Origin of the sequence: Muribacter muris (genome assembly GCF_004569585.1) — a bacterium.
GTDB lineage: Bacteria > Pseudomonadota > Gammaproteobacteria > Enterobacterales > Pasteurellaceae > Muribacter > Muribacter muris.
In genome coordinates this window covers 21,125-38,953 of sequence record NZ_SPPA01000025.1, presented here as the reverse complement: position 1 = coordinate 38,953, position 17,829 = coordinate 21,125, and the positions used below count along the sequence as shown (strand labels likewise).

The window sequence follows — 17,829 nt, the reverse complement described above, 5'->3', positions numbered from 1 at the left end:
TAGGTTACGGTAAAGCGAACCCGGTAACAGGCAACACTTGTGATGCGGTGAAAGGTCGTAAAGCGTTAATCGCGTGTTTAGCACCGGATCGTCGTGTAGAAGTACAAGTACAAGGTTCAAAACAAGTGGTTATGTAATAGCGCTTGTTAGCTAACTATTAGGAAGGGCTAAGTTCACAGAACTTAGCCCTTTTACGTTATTTATGGTTGATATGATGTTATGCTGACGGAAAGTAGTTGTGATTTATTTAATTTGCCTTTTTTTCAGTTTGCCCAAATGAAGAAATATTGTCCAGAAGATATTCCGCTGATCAAGGCAAAATACAAACAGCATTGGACAATTTGGAAAGCATTGCATCTTACGGTTTCGCAACAACTCGGGCAGCCGTTTGCACCGCCACATATTGAAAAATGGTGTAATGGTTGGCAGGTAAGAGCGCATTTTTTTGCCTATTATAAATATGTCTATTATCAAGACTCGGCTGCGATTTTATCGGTGATTTTAAATCGGCGTCGTTTATCTGTCAGTTTAGACTGGCATCGCTATCGGGCAGAACGGTCTAAAATTTCATTATCAAAGTATAATCAGTGGCTTGAGTTAATGGATCATAAGCGGTATCAAGAGTTTGATATATGGCGGGGGCGGGAGAATGAATATGCGAACTTTCGCCCATTAAAGGTATTGAGAGAAGCCGATTTAATGCTTGAGGATGCGCAGGATTTTTTCCGTATTGGGAAAAATATTGAGAAATCGGCGTTAGAAACAATTGATAGTGTGGCGTTTATTTATCAGACGATTTGTGAATTAACCGAGCTATATGAAAGCTGCCACCGATAATGACAAGCGGTCGATTTTGTCGGAAAATTTGCAAAATTGCGATCTTGATCGCCGAATTTTTACCGTAAATATGCTAGGCTAGCATCCATATTTGAATAAGCCATAAGGAACTCATTGTGTCTAAACAACCTTTTTTAATTGCGCCGTCCATTCTTTCCGCCGATTTAGCCCGCTTAGGCGAAGACGTGCAAAACGTACTGGCTGCGGGGGCGGATTTAATTCATTTTGATGTAATGGATAATCACTATGTGCCGAATTTGACCTTCGGGCCGGCAATTTGCCAAGCATTACGGGACTATGGAGTGCAATGCCCGATTGACGTACATCTGATGGTGAAACCGGTGGATCGCATTATCCCCGATTTTGCCAAAGCCGGCGCTAATATCATCACTTTCCACCCTGAAGCGAGTGAACATATCGACCGTTCGTTACAGCTTATTCGTGATCACGGTTGCAAAGCCGGTTTAGTGTTTAATCCGGCAACACCGCTGAGCTATTTGGATTATGTGATGGATAAAATCGATGTCATCTTGCTAATGTCGGTTAATCCCGGTTTTGGCGGGCAAGCCTTTATTCCGGCAACCTTGAATAAACTCACCGAAGTGCGTAAGCGGATTGACGCAAGCGGTTATAATATCCGTTTAGAAGTGGACGGCGGTGTAAAAATCAATAATATCGCCGAAATTGCTAAAGCCGGTGCGGATATGTTTGTAGCCGGCTCGGCAATTTTCGACCAGCCTGACTACAAAGCGGTGATTGACCAAATGCGTGCGGAATTGGCTGATGTGAGATAGCCAAGCAAGCGGTCGGTTTTCTGCCGTTCTTTGCAATAAGATAGACCTTGCTAAACCGACCTTGTTTTAAGATGACCGTACCCGCAATGAATGATAAGTAGCTCAAGCGATTATCAGAGATTTGCTCCGAATCAATGCGTACTTGTAAGATAATATCTTGCGGAGGGGCTAAATCCCTTCGCCATTTAGCCCTTGGTGCATATCACCGAAATATTGGTTCATTTCAAAGGCGGGTTTTTGGCTTTGGGATTGTCCGATAATCCGAGCCGGTACGCCGGCGGCGGTGGCGTATTCCGGGATCGGTTGTAACACCACCGAGTTTGCGCCGATTTTTGAGTAACGTCCAATCTCGATGTTTCCGAGGATTTTTGCCCCGGCGCCGATCATTACCCCCTCTCGAATTTTCGGGTGGCGATCGCCGTGTTCTTTACCTGTTCCGCCGAGGGTAACGCCTTGTAATATCGAGACATCATCTTCAATCACCGCCGTTTCACCCACGACAATACCGGTGGCGTGATCAAGCATAATACCGCAACCCACTCTTGCTGCCGGATGAATATCAACATCGAACGCGACCGAAATCTCATTTTGTAGATAAATGGCGAGCGCTTGCCGCCCCTGTTGCCATAAATAGTGGGTTACACGGTAGCTCTGCAAGGCGTGGTAGCCTTTTAAATAGAGCAGCGGTGTGCTCCATTTATCTACCGCCGGATCACGAGTTCGCACCGCTTCAATATCCGAAGCGGCACTGCAAATAATATTCGGATCGGCGTGGTAGGCTTCCTCAATAATTTCTTTGAGCGCAATGGCGGGCATAATCGGATTTGCCAGTTTATTTGCCAAAATATAACTTAATGCACCGCCGAGATTGTGGTGTTTTAAAATAGTCGCGTGAAAAAAGCTAGCTAACATCGGCTCGCACTTTGCCAATGACTCGGCTTCGGTACGGATATGTTGCCAAATGTGTTCGAGTGTATCGGCTTGCATTTTATTCTCCTTTTCGTTCACGTCCCAGTAGCGTGGCAACTACATCGTGCGCTTGTTTCCCGCAAAATAATATTTGGTAAATTTGCTCAACGATCGGCATTTCCACCCCCTGTTTTTGGGCGAGTAAGTAAGCCTCTTTGGTATTATGAAACCCTTCCACGACCTGCCCGATAGATCGCATTGCCTCTTGAGCATTTTTGCCTTGCCCAAGCATTAGCCCGAAGCGGCGGTTGCGGGATTGGTTGTCGGTGCAGGTCAGCACTAAATCGCCCAAGCCCGCCATTCCCATAAAGGTATTGGCATTTGCACCGAGAGAAACGCCCAAGCGGCTGATTTCCGCCAATCCCCGTGTGATTAAGGCGGTGCGAGCGTTTGCCCCAAAGTCCATTCCGTCAGAGATGCCCGCTCCAATCGCGATGACGTTTTTGATTGCACCGCCTAATTGCACGCCGATCATATCCGGATTGAGATAGACCCGAAACGCTTTGGCACAATGAATACGTTGTTGCATTTCATCAGCAAATTGCGGATCGGTTGAGGCAAGGGAAATCGCCGTGGGCAAGCCTTGGGCTAACTCTTTGGCAAAGGTCGGGCCGGACAGCACGGCAAGCGGGTGATTATGCCCTAAAATTTGCAAAGCGACCTCTTGCAGTAGCCGCCCTGTATCCCGTTCTAACCCTTTGGTCGCCCACATAATGCGATGATCGGGGCGGAGGAGCGGCTGAATTTGGGTCAAAACCTCCGCAAAAACGTGGCTGGGAACGACAATTAAAATATCCTTTGCCTTGGCTAAGGCTTGCGCTAAATCGCTTTCAATCGATAATGCACTTGGAAAGGGAATATCCGGTAAGAAATCCGGGTTCATATGCATTTCGGCAATAACCGCCATTTTTTGCGGATTATGTCCCCACAAATAAGTCGGATGCCCATTGCGTGCAAGGGCAATGGCAAGAGCCGTGCCGTAAGAGCCGGCACCTAGTACGCTAACGGGCGCAGTGTAGCTTGCAGTCATTCTCTTTTCTCAGCTAAAAAAATAGGTATGCCTTAGCATACCTAGCTTATTGTTTTAAATCAATCAGTTCACCGTCGGGGCAGCGGCATTTTCTTCCGCTTGCTGACGCTCTAAATAATCCAAGAAAAGCGCATCAAAATTAACCGGTGAGAGATTTAACGCAGGGAATGTGCCACGGTTTACTAAGCTGGCAATCAATTCACGCGCATAAGGGTAAAGAATATTCGGGCATTGTGCCGCAAGGCAGTGGGCTAATTGTACGCCTTCTAAGCCTTTGATTGTAAAGACACCGGCTTGCTTCACTTCGCAAATAAAGGCAACATCGTTGCTGTCTTCAAGGGTGGTTTGCACGTTAATGTGCAGCACCACTTCATAGGTGTCTTCGTTGATTTGCGAGGTTTGCGTGTCTAACTCAAAGCCTAATTGCGGTTTCCACTCTTGGTGGAAAATATGCGGTAAATTTGGGGCTTCAAATGACACGTCTTTGACGTAAATACGTTGAATCTGTAGTTCAAAAGGCGTTTGCTCGGTTGCCTCTGGAGCTACTGCTTGATTTTCTTCTGCCATAATAAATCCTTGATTGAATGAAGTTTATTTATGTTTTTTGACTAAAGGGAGGTTCGCACCACGCCAACCGGCAATCCCTTCTTTGAGGGCATAGACGTTGCTAAAGCCTTGTTTTGCCAACGCATTTGCCAAACTTGCCGCGGTAAAACCGTTGTTATCGGCAATGATAACCGCGCGATCTCTATATTTTTCAATCGCTTGCAGCTTGTTGGTTTTAATATCGCTCGGCAATAGATGCACGCTCTCAATAATATACCCGTGTTTAAATTCATCATCGGAACGGACATCAAGCACTACCGCATCTTCTTTATTGATGAGCAGGGTTGCCCGTGTGTTATCAATGATGCTGATTTTACTGGTGATACCTTTGTAGATATTGATGACGACCGCCACAAATAAAGCCACCCACGCCACCACCATAATTGTGTGATTGGCAGCGAATTGCTGAATTTGTTGAGCGAATGTAAGATCTTCCATCATATGCTCGCTGTGGGTAAGCAAGCGGTCAGTCGTTAGCCATAATTTGCAAATATATGCCGAGAACCGAGCGCTTGCATTAAATAAAGACACGATTATCGGGCATAACGCCCGATAATACACTTAATTAAGCAGCCTGTTGTGCCATAATTTCATCGAAAGAGGCGGCTTTCTCCGTTACTTTCGCTTTTGCTAATACCGCTTCAACCGCTTGTTCTTCTAACACGACATTGCGGATATTGTCGGTTAATTGGCGGTTTTTCGCATAGTGAGCAACGACTTCTGCCGGCTGTTCGTAAGCGGAAGCGATTTCAGCGATGGTCTCTTCCACACGTTTTTCATCGACTTTTAACTCGTTTGTGCCGATGACGCTGGAAAGTAATAAGCCGACTTGAACACGGCGTTTAGCGTCCGCTTCAAATAATTCTGCCGGTAATTGCGCTGCCATTTCCGGTTTACCACCGAAGCGTTGTACCGCTTGGTTGCGTAATACTTCGATCTCTTCTGCAACGGCGGCTGCCGGTACGTCAATTTCGTTTTGCGCCAGTAAGCCGTTGATCACTTGGGTTTTCACACGGTTAGTTACCGCATTTTTCAACTCACGTTGCATATTTTTCTTGATTTCCGCACGCAATTCTTCAACGGATTTTGCATTACCGAATTTTTTCACAAACTCTTCGGTTAATTCAGGCAATACCATATTTTCGACTTTCTTCAAGGTAATCGCAAATTTCGCTGCTTTACCTTTTAAGTTTTCAGCGTGGTATTCTGCCGGGAAAGTTACATCAATATCAAATTGCTCGCCGGCTTTGTGTCCGACAATACCGTCTTCAAAGCCCGGAATCATTCTGCCTTGACCCATCGCTAAGACGAAATCGCTTGCTTTGCCGCCTTCAAATTCTTCACCGTCCACAGAACCTACAAAGTCGATAGTTACACGATCATCGGCTTTCGCCGCTTCTTGTGATTCCGCCCAAGTGGCTTGTTGTTTGCGTAACACATCAACCATTTTGTCCAAATCTGCTTCGGTGATCTCGACAACCGGTTTTTCCACTTCAATATTTTCTAAGCCTTTTAATTCAACTTCAGGGAAGACTTCAAACGTTGCGGTGAATGTGAAATCTTGACCCGGCTGATAGTTATTTGGGGTGAAAGTCGGGCGACCGGCAAGGTTGATTTTTTCGCCGATCACCGCTTCAAAAAATGCACGTTGCATTTCATCGGATAACACATCTTGGCGTGCGCTTAAACCGAAACGTTGTTCAATGATGCTGTGCGGCACTTTACCTTTGCGGAAACCGTCAACACGGGCGTTTTTGGCATAGCCTTTTAGTTGTTCCTTGTAAGCCGCTTCAATTTTGTCGGCTGCAACAGTAAGAGTGGCACGGCGTTGTAAGCCTTCCAATGTTTCAAGAGAAAATGACATTCTAAACCTCGATTAGATTATAGTATTCAGATAAAAAATAGGCAGAAATTGTAACGTTCCGTCAGCTTTCTGTCGAGTGCTTTTGGTATGCTGGTGCGGAAAGCGCATTATTCTTGACGGTTATGCTTAAATTTCACTCGCTTTTGAAAATAAAAAGTGGAAAGGGAATAGATTCCGCTTTCCACTTGGCGATCAATTCAGATTAAAGGCTTTTCGGGATACGAATTTTTTGACCCGGGAAAATTTTGTCTGCGTCTTTAATCACTTCTTTGTTTGCCTCAACGATCGCTGTGTATTTTGCACCGTTACCGTAGGCTTTCTCGGCGATTTTCCATAAAGTATCGCCTTTTTCGATCACATAAAACTCATCTTCGCCTGCGACTTGCTCGCCGTTGGCAATTTCTACACCGTCAATATTGACGTTATTGATGCCGGCAATGTTGCCTGCCATAAGTACCGCTTTTTCAACCGCCGCTGCACTGGAGGCAACACCGCTGATCGTTGCCGTGCCGTTTTCAACCACGACATTCACGTCTTGCACGCCCGGATTATCTTCCGCTAAATGCTCGGTAACGGCTTTTGATGCCTCTTCCGGTTTGTTAAACACTTTGCGACCGATGTCTGCCACGAAATCAAATAAACCCATTTTAAACTCCTCTTATAAATGTAAATAGTCGTTTTTTAGATTGAAATTGCCCAATCCGTGCATTAGAGTAACCGATTATAAAGAAGTTCACAAAGAGAAAATAAATGAAACTTGCCGAAGCCCTGATAGAGCGGGCAGACTTACAACGCCGCTTGGCGCAACTCAATCAACGGTTGCAACAGAATGCACAATACCAAGAGGGCGAACAGCCCGCCGAAGATCCAGCAATATTGCTTGATGAATATTCAACAGCGGCGGCACAGCTCTCTGCGTTGATTGTTAAAATCAACCTTGCCAACAACCGCATTCAGCTCGAAAATGGCACAATGATGGTGGCGGCATTGGCGGAACGGGATCGCCTCAAAGCCTATCATTCCACCTTAATCAGCCTCGCCAATGCCGCAATGCCGGAACAATCCCGTTATAGCCGCAGTGAAATTAAATCCCTCGCCGCCGTTAATATTAAGCAAATTCGCCAACAGGCAGACGAGGTTGCCAAGCAGCATCGCCTACTGGATACCCAAATTCAGCAGGCAAACTGGCTGAACGATTTATAATATATTAGGCGTTTTCAGGTTAAGGCGAATACCACGCTCGCTTAGCGTAACAAGCACACCAATGATAGAAACGAAGGGCAGTTTCACCCGATACTGTGTCGCCCCGTACTGTTCATTGCGTATTCATACATTGTATAAGGTAGCACCACGGTATTGATTAACCTGAAAACGAGGGTGGGCTTGGGGTTTTGACAACGCAAGCGGTTGGATTTGCAAAAAAATTAGCAAAACCGACCGCTTGCATTTTTCATTTAGAGCAGATTAGGCTAGAATTAGCCGTTTATTTGCCCGTTTTAATTGAGGACAGCGTGAAACAGGTTCAGTTTTATCTACTCAACCAAACCGATGACGGCGAACTGACCGCCGCAGAAGCTCTTGCCTGCGATCTCGCCGCACAACTGTGGCGGCAGGGCAAACGGGTGATCGTGAGTTGTGAAACGGAACAACAGGCACTCAAATTAGATGAAGCCCTTTGGGCGAGGGACGCGGACGATTTCGTCCCACACAATTTGAGCGGCGAAGTAACCACTTACGCCACGCCGATAGAAATTGCGTGGAAAGGCAAACGCAACGCCCAACGCCGAGATGTGCTGATTACCTTACAAACGGAGCTGCTGGAATTTATTAACAGTTTTAACCACATCATTGATTTTGTCCCTGTGGAAGAAACCGCCAAAGCCCAAGCACGAGAACGTTATAAACAGTATAGGCAGTTGGGTTGGCAGTTAGGGACGGAGCAACGATGATATGGTAATCAAAATCTTTTACTGAATTATCTACGCTTGATCTATTTGAAATTTATAAATTACGTACTTAGAAGATAATAGAGAGCTATAAGTGGTTCACTTAGCCGAAGAAGGCTGATCGTAACTGCGTACGGTTTGCTGTGAGTGGATTACAAGCGATCAGATTTCTGCGAAAATCTGTAAGCGAAATGATAAAAGTGGTTTTGGTAGGAACTAAATTAAGGTATTCGATGGAGTCGAGCGTCATTAGGGGAAATAAAATGACCAAAATCGAACAGATTAAAGAACATCAACGCCAATTACAGATTCAATTTAGGGCGTGGATGGACGATAAGAAAAAACGCGAGGTGCTGACGTTTATGCGACCGAATGGGAATATTGTTCGCCATTATCCAGACGGACACGAAGAAATTATTGAATATGCAAAATAATTTGGCTATTTTCTATTGTGGTACAAACGGTGCAGGTAAAACAACATTACGTGGTTTTAATAGGGATACTGTTCAAATTGTGATTGATTCAGATCATATCGCAATGGAAATCAATCCGAGGAATCCACGCCTTGTTGATATTGAGGCGGGTAGAAAAGCCGTTGAGTTATTTAAGTTTGCATTGAAAAATCAGATCTCTTTTTCAATGGAATCTACCCTTTCGGGTAAATCTGTTCTACATCGAATGAAACAGGCAAAAGAGCAGGGCTTTTTTGTTCGATTAAATTATGTTGGTGTAAATAAAGTTTCCATTAATTTAGATCGTGTTAAAGCACGAGTACAAGCAGGTGGACATTTTATTGATGAACAAACAATCCGCCAACGGTTCGATATTAGCCGAAAAAATTTAATTACCGTACTTTCATTTTGTGATGAAGCGTTAATTTACGACAATTCTGCCGAAATGCCCGAAGTCGTTTTTCATATCGAAAATGGAAAAGTTATGCAGATTGCAGAAAGATTGTCTGAGTGGTGTGAAAATCTACGGAATGAGCTTTTGGAGTTGGGTTACAAGCAATAGGATTTTTAGAAAATTTTTCAAAAAACACTAAAACTAGATCGCTTGTAAAAAGATAAGACTAGTTTTTTGGTGGGTGCTAAAACATCGAAGGCTCTCATCAGAGACGAGCGTTATTAACGATACTTAGGTAAGGAATTATGACAAAAGAAGAGTTTTCAAGATATATTACTTTAATATTTCTTTGGATGGTCTGGATTTCCTTTGAAAAAATCTCAAAATTTCCATAATACAAAAGATCCTAAAAAGATTATGAAAAACAGCCTTAAAAAGATGAATTTGGAGTTGATAGATTTCACTTTATGCAGGCATTAACTGCTAATATAAAATTCAAGAAAATAGAAGATAATCTTATTTGGGGATATGAAGATTTAAAAAATGTTCACTATGCAAGAGATGATATTGTAAAGGAAAAAGGATATAGCTTTAAAGGAATGAGTGGCGGAGCAATTTTTTTATATAGAAAGCCTGGTAGTATTGATATTAAAAAAATAGATAATCCTATAGATTTTTTTGACAACATGTTTTTATTTTTGGGCATTGGTATTGAGCATAGAAATCAGAAAGATGTTATCGGAATTCATAGAGATTATATAATAGAGAAATTAGATATTTTGATAGAAGATGTAAAAATACATTATTTTAATAATAAGACATAAAAAACGAGAAATCCAATGACAAAAAATTTCCAAATGGCAGATCGCTTTGAGGCGTCTGCGGTAGAACAAGCCCTGTATAAACACTGGGAAGAGCAAGGTTATTTTAAACCGACCGAAAATCCGAACGTGCCGAGTTACTGTATTGCGATTCCGCCGCCGAATGTAACGGGGAGTTTGCATATGGGGCACGCATTCCAGCAAACCTTAATGGATACATTAATCCGTTTTAACCGTATGGAAGGGCATAATACCCTGTGGCAGTCGGGTACTGACCACGCAGGTATCGCCACGCAAATGGTGGTGGAGCGTAAAATCGCTGCCGAAGAGGGCAAAACTCGCCACGATTACGGGCGTGAAGCATTTATCGACAAAATCTGGGATTGGAAAGCCTATTCAGGCGGGACAATCAGCCAGCAAATGCGCCGGTTAGGTAACTCGATCGACTGGGATCGTGAACGTTTTACAATGGACGAAGGTTTATCCAATGCGGTAAAAGAGGTCTTTGTTCGCTTGCACGAAGAGGGTCTGATTTACCGAGGCAAACGTTTGGTAAACTGGGATCCGAAACTTCGTACCGCTATTTCGGATTTGGAAGTGGAAAATCGTGATGAAAAAGGCTTTATGTATCACGTTCGCTACCCGTTTGTGGATAAGTCCGAAACCTTTGGCGGCGGTTATATGCACATTGCGACCACCCGTCCGGAAACGATTTTAGCGGACGGCTGTTTGGCGGTTCACCCTGATGATGAGCGTTATAAAGATGTGATCGGTAAAATGGTACACGTCCCGATGACAGACCGTATCATTCCGGTGGTTGCTGACCCTTACCCAGACCCTGAATTTGGGACAGGCTGTGTGAAAATCACACCGGCACACGATTTCAACGACTACGAAGTGGGCAAACGCCACGATATTGAAATCATCAACTTGATGAACCCTGATGCGACCTTAAACGAAAATGCCCCTGAGCGTTATCGTGGTTTGGATCGCTTTGAGGCGCGTAAAAGAATCGTGGCAGATTTAGAGGCGGAAGGCTATTTAGAAAAAATCGAACCGCACGAGTTAAAACGCCCTTACGGCGACCGCTCCGGTGTGGTGATTGAGCCGTATTTAACGGATCAATGGTATGTGAGCGTTAAACCGCTTGCGGAAGTGGCGACTAAAGCGGTGGAAGACGGCGAAATTCAATTTGTGCCGAAGCAGTATGAAAATCTCTACTTCTCGTGGATGCGGGATATTCAAGATTGGTGTATTTCTCGCCAGTTATGGTGGGGACATCGTATTCCGGCGTGGTATGACGAAGCGGGTAATATCTACGTTGCCCGTAGCGAAGAGGAAGCCCGTCAAAAACATAATCTGCCGGCGGATTTACCTTTAACTCAAGATGAAGACGTGTTGGATACGTGGTTCTCATCGGGGCTATGGACGTTCTCCACCCTCGGCTGGCCGGAACAAACCAAAGAGCTGAAAATGTTCCACCCGACCGATGTGTTAATCACCGGCTTTGACATCATTTTCTTCTGGGTTGCCCGAATGATTATGTTCACGATGCACTTCATCAAGGACGAAAACGGTAAACCGCAAGTGCCGTTCAAAACCGTCTATGTAACGGGGTTAATCCGTGATGAACAAGGGCAGAAAATGTCAAAGTCTAAGGGGAACGTGCTTGATCCGATTGATATGATTGACGGTATCAGCCTTGAGGCGTTATTGGAAAAACGTACCGGCAATATGATGCAGCCGCAACTGGCAGAAAAAATTGCCAAGTCCACCACTAAGCAGTTCCCAGAGGGGATCGCGCCGCACGGCACGGACGCGTTACGCTTTACCTTGGCTGCGTTAGCGAGCAACGGTCGGGACATCAACTGGGATATGAAACGCCTTGAGGGCTACCGCAATTTCTGCAACAAATTGTGGAACGCGAGCCGCTATGTGCTGATGAATATGAATGCGCTCGAATTGGGCGAGGGCGAGAAAACCTTTAGCTTGGCGGATTGCTGGATTCAGGCGGAATTTAACAATACGGTGAAAACTTTTCGTGAGGCACTTAGCCAATACCGTTTCGATATGGCAGCCAACGCGCTGTATGAATTTACTTGGAATCAATTCTGCGACTGGTATTTGGAGCTGACCAAACCGGTATTTGCACAAGGTTCGGTGGCAGAAAAGCGTGGGGCGTGCGATACGTTACTCAATGTATTGGAAAAATTGTTGCGTTTGGCTCACCCGATTATTCCGTTTATTACCGAAGAAATTTGGCAGAAAGTGAAAGGCTTTGCCGGCGTGGAAGGCGACACTATTATGTTGCAACCGTTCCCGCAATATGACGAAACCTTAGAAAATCCGACCGCACTGGCGCAAATCGGCTGGTTGAAAGAGGTGATTGTGGCGGTACGGAATATCCGTGCCGAAAGCAATATTGCACTAAGTAAACCGTTAGAATTGTTGATCCGCAACGCACAAGAGAGCGATTGCAAAATTTTGGCGGAAAACGACCGCTTGCTAAAAGCAATGGCGAAGTTAGAAAATGTTCAAGCCATTCAGGCAGGGGCAGAAGCGCCGCTTTCCGTTGCCAAATTGGTCGGCAATATGGAAGTGCTGGTGCCAATGGCGGGCTTTATCAACAAAGAGGCAGAGCTTGCCCGTTTAACCAAAGAGATCGACAAACTCACCAATGAGGTAAAACGCATTGAGGGTAAACTCGGTAACGAAGCCTTTGTTGCCAAAGCACCGGAAGCGGTAATCAACAAAGAGCGTGAAAAAATGGCAGAGTATCAAGCGGGACTTGAGAAATTGCAGACTCAATACCGAGCGATTGAAGCACTTTAAATGAAGAGAAATGCGAACATAGTAAAATATGTTCGCATTTTTTCTAATGTCATATGTGTATTTAACTTAAGAATGCAAAATACATCTTACAGGGTATTTTAGACTGTTAAAATTTATTGCTCCATTGATAATACTCATTCTTTTTGCTTATTTTTAATGATATGCATAATTCACCCATTAAAAGCGAGAAATAGATTGAACGCTTTATAGATATACTTCACTTAATTGAAGGAGAAAACAATGTCAGAATTAACTTTCAAAAAATACGGTTTATCGCCCGAAGAGGTTGAAATGATGGAAAAACATTTTATTCGGCTTGATAAACGAAGGAAGAAAATCTTAATCCGAGCCTATGAGAGCAACTACCGTGTAAGTGAGCAGGAAATAGCTGATTTTGAATGTGTGATCGGCTATAAACTACCTATTGATTATGTACAGTTTCTACTTAAATTTAATGGTGGTGATCCCTCAAAACCCTGTATTAGCGAATTAGATGTTATTAGCTATTTTCTTTGTTTTAAATCGGAAGATAAATCTGCCTCTTTAGTTGATATTTATTCAAACACCGATGTTGAAATTCTGGAAGAAATCAAATATTACGGACTGCCCATTGCAACTACGGTTGGCGGAAATTTTATCGTACTATCCCCTGATGGCAAAATCTATTTTTTCGACCACGAAATACCCTACTATGAAGGCGAACCTTTAGAACTTATCTGCAACGGTTTTACTGAATTATTAGAGTGTTTAACGGAGGATACATAATAGTGCTGAATATTTTAAAAAGATATGGGACGAAAACCTTGATTTACCCCATTTCCCCAAAGTAGAAATAGATGATGAGCAGATTTGGTTGGATATTATTGATAAATATCCTGAATTAGAATATGCTATTGTACAATATTTTGTCCCTCCTTTCGTTCTGGCAAAATTAGCATATAGTCAAGATGATAATATTCGTTACGAAGTTGCTACAAAACGCCGAATTTTATTAGACACCTTTGAATTATTATCTAATGATAAGAATTATACTGTTCGGCAAAGGATAGCAATAAATGTAAAATGCCCAATACATATTTTAGAAAGATTAGCTAATGATAAGCATAAAGATGTTGCTGAATCTGCTTTAAATAGATTAAATAAACGACTTGATAATAAAAAAGATGTTAAACAAGCGGTTAGTTAATCAGGAAAATATGCAACTATAAAATAAATCAAAAAGCTCAACGACTTATATTAGGAGATTATCAAATTACCTAATTATATTTGAATTTATAAAGTTAAGTTTTATATTAATACTATTTCTTTTTCATCAAATTTTAAATGACGGATCGCTCAGCTCTTATTTTGATAATTTTGCAAGAAAAAGTGATAAACTCACCGCTTGCAAGGTATGATAGCCACGCATTTTAATTTTAACCAGTAAGGAGTCTATGATGATTGTTATCAGTTCCGCAATTCAAAACGGGGTATTTGAGGATAAATACGGCAAGCGAGGTTCGCAATTTAGCCCGAACGGTATGCCGACCTATTCTATTCCCTTTGAGATCCAAAATGCGCCCGAAGGGACAAAATCCTTTGCGGTAGTATTGGAAGATAAAGATGCAATTACCGCCAGCGGCTTTGTGTGGATTCACTGGCTGATTGCTAACTTAGAGCGTACTTCGGTGCAAGAAAATGAAAGTTTAACCGCGACCGATTATCTGCAAGGAGCAAACAGTTGGGCGAGTGTGTTGGGTAAATTTGATGTGGCGGAAGCGTCCGGCTATGGCGGAATGGCGCCCCCAAACTGTTTGCATCGTTATGAGTTGATCGTTTATGCTCTGGATACCAAATTGGATTTAGCGCAGGGCTTTCGCTTTAACGATCTCCATTTCGCAATGCAAGGGCATATCCTCGCCCAAGCCAGTGTAATGGGTTTCTATGATGTGTAATATTGCTTTCTATCTATATTAGCTTACGTTGGTTTAAGTGGTCTTTCTAGCTTGCTTGGCTTCAGCGACAAATTTTTTAACCCCGAATTATTGTAGGCATAAGTCGGCTTCGTGACTAATTCACGCACAATACTCATATAAAAACCTTTAAAAACTTATAAAATAACTTATAATAAAGTCATTAAAACTAATATAGATATGCCTAATGAAAGCGATCATTTTTCAGAAGAAAGCCTTAAAACAGCTTAGAAAAATCCCAACAGGGGCAGATATTCGCCGTAAATGCAGTGAGGAATTGGGTAAATTTCCGTTTTGTCAGAATGTCAAGCCACTGGTGAATCACCAATATATGTATCGCTTTCGGGTAGGGAACTACCGTGTTATGTTTAACTTGGTCGGACAAACAATGAACATTATTTCCGTTGAAGAGGTAAAAAAACGAGATGAACGCACTTACTAATGTCCAATATATCAACGGCTCAAACGGTATGCCTGAATTTGCTGTTATGCCGATCGCAACGTTAGAATGGCTCAAACAGAAAGCGGGTTTTAATAACCCGCTTGAAACAGGCATACCCGATAGCGTTGCTGCTATTGCACTTGATAACAATTACTCCGCTGTGCGTGCGTGGCGTGAGCATTTAGGTTTAACTCAAGCAGAAGTTGCACAGCGGCTTGGTATTAGCCAATCCGCCTACAGTCAGCAGGAAAGTGCGCAAACATTGCGCAAAAAAAGCCGTGAGAAAATTGCAGCGGCTCTTGGGTTACACCCCGATCAACTTGATTTTTAGTTTAGTTTGAATATGGATAAGCTCGTCTTGTGGATCACCATTAGGAGTAAAATTTTCTCGCATATCGAATTGCCGCTTCAAATCACCGCTTTCTTTTAGAAAAAAAGGGTGATTTTTAAGCCTTTTTGTCCGTTAATTTCATAACCGTTTTCGATTTTGAGTTGATAGTGGTGAAGCTCGGCAATACGGCGGACAATGGATAAGCCTAACCCGCTGCCTTTTTCGTTTTGCCCTGCGGGGCGGTAGAACCGCTGCCCGAGTTTAGTTAAATCATTATCGTCCACTCCGCCGCCATTATCGGCGATAGTGAGCTTGTCGCTTTCAAGGGAAAGGCGGACTTGCGTCCCTTCGGGACAATATTTGATCGCATTTTCGACTAGATTTCGTATCATCAAAGCTAAAAGTAACGGCTGCCCTTGTTGTTTTTTGGGGGCGGTAATTGGCTCAAAGGCAAGATCGATATGGCGTTTTTGTGCGTTGAAATAGAGTTCGCCCAGTAGTGAAGGCAGGAGTTTTTCCCAATGGATTGCTTCCAGCCCGTCTAATTCAGTGAGATTATCCAGTCGAGATAGGGTCAGCAGTTGCTCGATCAGTTGGCTTGCTCGGTTAATCCCTTGTGTGAGGTTGTTGAGGGCTTTTTCCCGTAGAAGTGCGTCATCACCAGCAATTTGAGCGATTTCCGTTTGGATTTTTAACGCAGCCAAGGGGCTACGCAGCTCGTGGGCGGCATCGGACGTAAAACGCCGTTCCCGCAAGAGCATTGTTGCGGTGCGATCGAAAAAGCGGTTGAGATTTTGTACCAATGGCAGAATTTCGGTCGGCACATCTGTTGAGAGCGCTTGGTTATCTTCCGGTGTGCGTTGTTGCAACTGTTGGCTCACTTGTTTGAGGCTGTGCAGTTCCCGATTGATAATCCAAATCACCAACCCAATCAGTAACGGTAAACTGGCAAACCAAATCCACATTTGGCTGAGTACCATTTCTTCGACCATATCATCTCGATAATCAATTTCTTGCCCGACGGCAATGACAAGGTGGTCGGCAGTCGGTAGCCAAAAAATCCGCCAGTCGTCATCATCGCCGTCTAAGCGGGCGATCGAAAAATCATTTTCGGGGGTGTAACTGGCATAATTAAAATAATTGCCGCTATGTCCGTCGCTCAGCACCTTTTCGCCATCTTCAGTAAAGACGGCGAATGCCAACGCATCATCGTCAAAATCGAGGTGGCGTTTCCGCTTTTTCGGTTTTTTGATTTTATGGGCCGGAGGGTGATCAGTAAGTAGAGTGTGTAGATTAGACGATGCCAGCCGCTTGGCAAATAAGATTTGTTGAGCGTCAAATACCGTGTTGATCTCTTGGCGGGCTTGAAACCACGCAACAGTCGTGGAGATCGTCCAAATTATCAACGCTGTCAATGAGATAACGACAATTAAGCGAAAACGCAGGCTGGCATTTTTAATCAGTGTCATCGGTTTGCCCTAATGCGTAGCCGATACCGTGTACCGTGCGAATAAATTGTTTACCGAGCTTTTTGCGCAAATTGTAAATATGCACTTCCAGAGCGTTGCTGCTCATTTCCTCGTCCCAGCTATTGAGTTTTTCTTCAATGGTGCTGCGGGTGAGCACCCGTTCTTTATTGAGCATAAAGAGTTCGAGCAACGTGTATTCTTTGGTGGTGAGAGCGATTTCTTGCTCGTTGAGATAGACTTTACGTTGGTTAGGATCAAATTTAACCGAACTATGTTCAATGATTGGATTGAGCTGACCGTAGCGTCGGCGAATTAGGGCTTGTAGGCGGGCAACGACTTCGGCAAGGGCAAAAGGTTTGCAGAGGTAGTCGTCAGCGCCCCGTTGTAAGCCGGCAATGCGTTCGTCTAGGGTATCCCGTGCGGTTAAAATCAGCACCGGTACATCTTGGTTTGCGCCTCGCCACTGCTTGAGAATATCCAGACCGTCCATTTTCGGTAGGGTGAGATCCAGCACTACGGCGTCATAGGGGGCAGACGTGAGTGCATTCAGACCGGTTTTACCGTCGCTGAACCAATCCACGCTAAATCCGTTTTTGGTTAGACCGATTTTAAGACCTTCGCCGATGAGTGAATCATCTTCAATCAATAAAATGCGCATTAAACTGTTCCGTTCGTGATAAAAATGAAAAGTGGCATTGCTGCCACTTCATCTGTTTAGTGTTTTTGAATGCGGTAAACATCTACCGAATTATGCCAATCTTTATCGACTTTGCCGTAGATAGTGATTTTGTTTTTCGGGGTGATATTTTGCCCTTGCCACGCTTCATCTTCAACATCAATTTTGATTTCGCCGCTGTTATCTTTGAACATAAATTCATCGTTATCAATTTGGCGGGTGATATAGCCGGTTAATTGTACCGGTGCATCATCTTGTGCTTTTAGCGCTTGTGCAACTGTGGTGATGGCACTCGGTAACGTTTTTCCGTCTTGAGAAAAACCGCCGCCGGCTGATTGATTTCCGTTAAAACCGGCATTAGCGAAAGAAGATAGGGCAAATAAAGAGACGAGTGTAAAAACCTTTTTCATAATA

22 protein-coding genes and 1 pseudogene are annotated in these 17,829 nt (G+C 43.8%); 14 read left to right on the top strand and 9 right to left on the bottom strand.

What is annotated here, in order from left to right:
* The 3 genes and pseudogenes from E4T80_RS13370 to rpe form a co-directional block, all read left to right on the top strand.
* Positions 1-137, top strand: a pseudogene (locus E4T80_RS13370) (porin OmpA); the annotation flags it as partial.
* Between the two features lie 82 nt (positions 138-219).
* Entirely contained in the window at positions 220-837 is a 618-nt protein-coding gene (locus E4T80_RS10520) for an HI_0552 family protein (RefSeq protein ID WP_135058176.1), read from the top strand.
* Between the two features lie 116 nt (positions 838-953).
* Positions 954-1,631, top strand: coding sequence for a ribulose-phosphate 3-epimerase (gene rpe, locus E4T80_RS10515; protein WP_047975814.1), 678 nt, complete (start codon positions 954-956; stop codon positions 1,629-1,631).
* A 168-nt stretch (positions 1,632-1,799) separates the two neighbouring features.
* On the opposite strand, the gene cysE is transcribed toward rpe, so the two are convergent.
* The 6 genes from cysE to lysM all read right to left on the bottom strand — a co-directional run bounded on the left by cysE (position 1,800) and on the right by lysM (position 6,746).
* Complete coding sequence (gene cysE / locus E4T80_RS10510; RefSeq protein ID WP_047975813.1) at positions 1,800-2,618, bottom strand: serine O-acetyltransferase; 819 nt, start codon at positions 2,616-2,618, stop codon at positions 1,800-1,802.
* A gap of 1 nt (position 2,619) precedes the next feature.
* Entirely contained in the window at positions 2,620-3,630 is a 1,011-nt protein-coding gene (gene gpsA, locus E4T80_RS10505; RefSeq protein ID WP_135058174.1) for an NAD(P)H-dependent glycerol-3-phosphate dehydrogenase, read from the bottom strand.
* A 63-nt stretch (positions 3,631-3,693) separates the two neighbouring features.
* Positions 3,694-4,197: a protein-export chaperone SecB gene (secB, locus tag E4T80_RS10500; protein ID WP_135058172.1), complete on the bottom strand. Its 504-nt coding sequence runs from the start codon at positions 4,195-4,197 to the stop codon at positions 3,694-3,696.
* Between the two features lie 24 nt (positions 4,198-4,221).
* Entirely contained in the window at positions 4,222-4,674 is a 453-nt protein-coding gene (locus tag E4T80_RS10495; protein WP_135058196.1) for a rhodanese-like domain-containing protein, read from the bottom strand.
* Between the two features lie 127 nt (positions 4,675-4,801).
* Positions 4,802-6,100, bottom strand: coding sequence for a trigger factor (gene tig, locus E4T80_RS10490; protein WP_135058170.1), 1,299 nt, complete (start codon positions 6,098-6,100; stop codon positions 4,802-4,804).
* Positions 6,101-6,302: 202 nt separating this feature from the next.
* Positions 6,303-6,746 (bottom strand): peptidoglycan-binding protein LysM, encoded by a 444-nt coding sequence (gene lysM / locus E4T80_RS10485; RefSeq protein WP_047975808.1) that lies wholly within the window; start codon positions 6,744-6,746, stop codon positions 6,303-6,305.
* Positions 6,747-6,850: 104 nt separating this feature from the next.
* On the opposite strand from lysM, the gene E4T80_RS10480 reads away from it, so the two are divergent.
* From E4T80_RS10480 to E4T80_RS10435, 11 genes are all read left to right on the top strand, one after another.
* Positions 6,851-7,303: a DIP1984 family protein gene (locus E4T80_RS10480; RefSeq protein ID WP_135058168.1), complete on the top strand. Its 453-nt coding sequence runs from the start codon at positions 6,851-6,853 to the stop codon at positions 7,301-7,303.
* A 308-nt stretch (positions 7,304-7,611) separates the two neighbouring features.
* Positions 7,612-8,049, top strand: coding sequence for a DNA polymerase III subunit chi (locus tag E4T80_RS10475; protein ID WP_135058194.1), 438 nt, complete (start codon positions 7,612-7,614; stop codon positions 8,047-8,049).
* 260 nt (positions 8,050-8,309) lie between these two features.
* On the top strand, positions 8,310-8,480 hold the full coding sequence (locus E4T80_RS12830) for a hypothetical protein (protein ID WP_167740722.1): 171 nt from the start codon (positions 8,310-8,312) through the stop codon (positions 8,478-8,480).
* Positions 8,470-9,060, top strand: coding sequence for a zeta toxin family protein (locus tag E4T80_RS10470; RefSeq protein ID WP_135058166.1), 591 nt, complete (start codon positions 8,470-8,472; stop codon positions 9,058-9,060). Before E4T80_RS12830 ends, E4T80_RS10470 begins: the two co-directional genes overlap by 11 nt.
* 299 nt (positions 9,061-9,359) lie before the next feature.
* Positions 9,360-9,716, top strand: coding sequence for a hypothetical protein (locus E4T80_RS10465; RefSeq protein ID WP_135058164.1), 357 nt, complete (start codon positions 9,360-9,362; stop codon positions 9,714-9,716).
* A gap of 15 nt (positions 9,717-9,731) precedes the next feature.
* A complete protein-coding gene (locus tag E4T80_RS10460) occupies positions 9,732-12,545 on the top strand; it encodes a valine--tRNA ligase (protein WP_135058162.1) in 2,814 nt (937 codons plus the stop codon).
* Positions 12,546-12,785: 240 nt separating this feature from the next.
* The gene (locus tag E4T80_RS10455; protein WP_135058160.1) at positions 12,786-13,310 is read left to right on the top strand and encodes an SMI1/KNR4 family protein; all 525 of its coding nucleotides are present in this window, start codon (positions 12,786-12,788) and stop codon (positions 13,308-13,310) included.
* 88 nt (positions 13,311-13,398) lie between these two features.
* Positions 13,399-13,731, top strand: a complete 333-nt coding sequence (locus tag E4T80_RS10450) for a hypothetical protein (protein WP_135058158.1) — start codon at positions 13,399-13,401, stop codon at positions 13,729-13,731.
* Between the two features lie 250 nt (positions 13,732-13,981).
* On the top strand, positions 13,982-14,479 hold the full coding sequence (locus tag E4T80_RS10445) for a YbhB/YbcL family Raf kinase inhibitor-like protein (protein WP_135058156.1): 498 nt from the start codon (positions 13,982-13,984) through the stop codon (positions 14,477-14,479).
* A 205-nt stretch (positions 14,480-14,684) separates the two neighbouring features.
* Positions 14,685-14,939 carry a type II toxin-antitoxin system RelE family toxin gene (locus tag E4T80_RS10440; protein WP_047975804.1) on the top strand — a complete coding sequence of 85 codons (255 nt, stop codon included), beginning with the start codon at positions 14,685-14,687 and terminating at the stop codon, positions 14,937-14,939.
* Positions 14,923-15,270 carry a helix-turn-helix domain-containing protein gene (locus E4T80_RS10435; RefSeq protein WP_135058154.1) on the top strand — a complete coding sequence of 116 codons (348 nt, stop codon included), beginning with the start codon at positions 14,923-14,925 and terminating at the stop codon, positions 15,268-15,270. The genes E4T80_RS10440 and E4T80_RS10435 overlap by 17 nt, the downstream gene beginning before the upstream one ends.
* Positions 15,271-15,365: 95 nt before the next feature.
* Here E4T80_RS10435 and qseC read toward each other — a convergent pair whose 3' ends face one another.
* The 3 genes from qseC to E4T80_RS10420 are packed head-to-tail and all read right to left on the bottom strand — an operon-like array spanning position 15,366 to position 17,825.
* Positions 15,366-16,739, bottom strand: a complete 1,374-nt coding sequence (gene qseC / locus E4T80_RS10430) for a quorum sensing histidine kinase QseC (RefSeq protein ID WP_135058152.1) — start codon at positions 16,737-16,739, stop codon at positions 15,366-15,368.
* Positions 16,726-17,397, bottom strand: a complete 672-nt coding sequence (locus E4T80_RS10425) for a response regulator (protein WP_135058150.1) — start codon at positions 17,395-17,397, stop codon at positions 16,726-16,728. Before E4T80_RS10425 ends, qseC begins: the two co-directional genes overlap by 14 nt.
* Before the next feature lie 56 nt (positions 17,398-17,453).
* Positions 17,454-17,825, bottom strand: a complete 372-nt coding sequence (locus E4T80_RS10420) for a YgiW/YdeI family stress tolerance OB fold protein (RefSeq protein ID WP_135058148.1) — start codon at positions 17,823-17,825, stop codon at positions 17,454-17,456.
* Positions 17,826-17,829 lie beyond the last annotated feature (4 nt).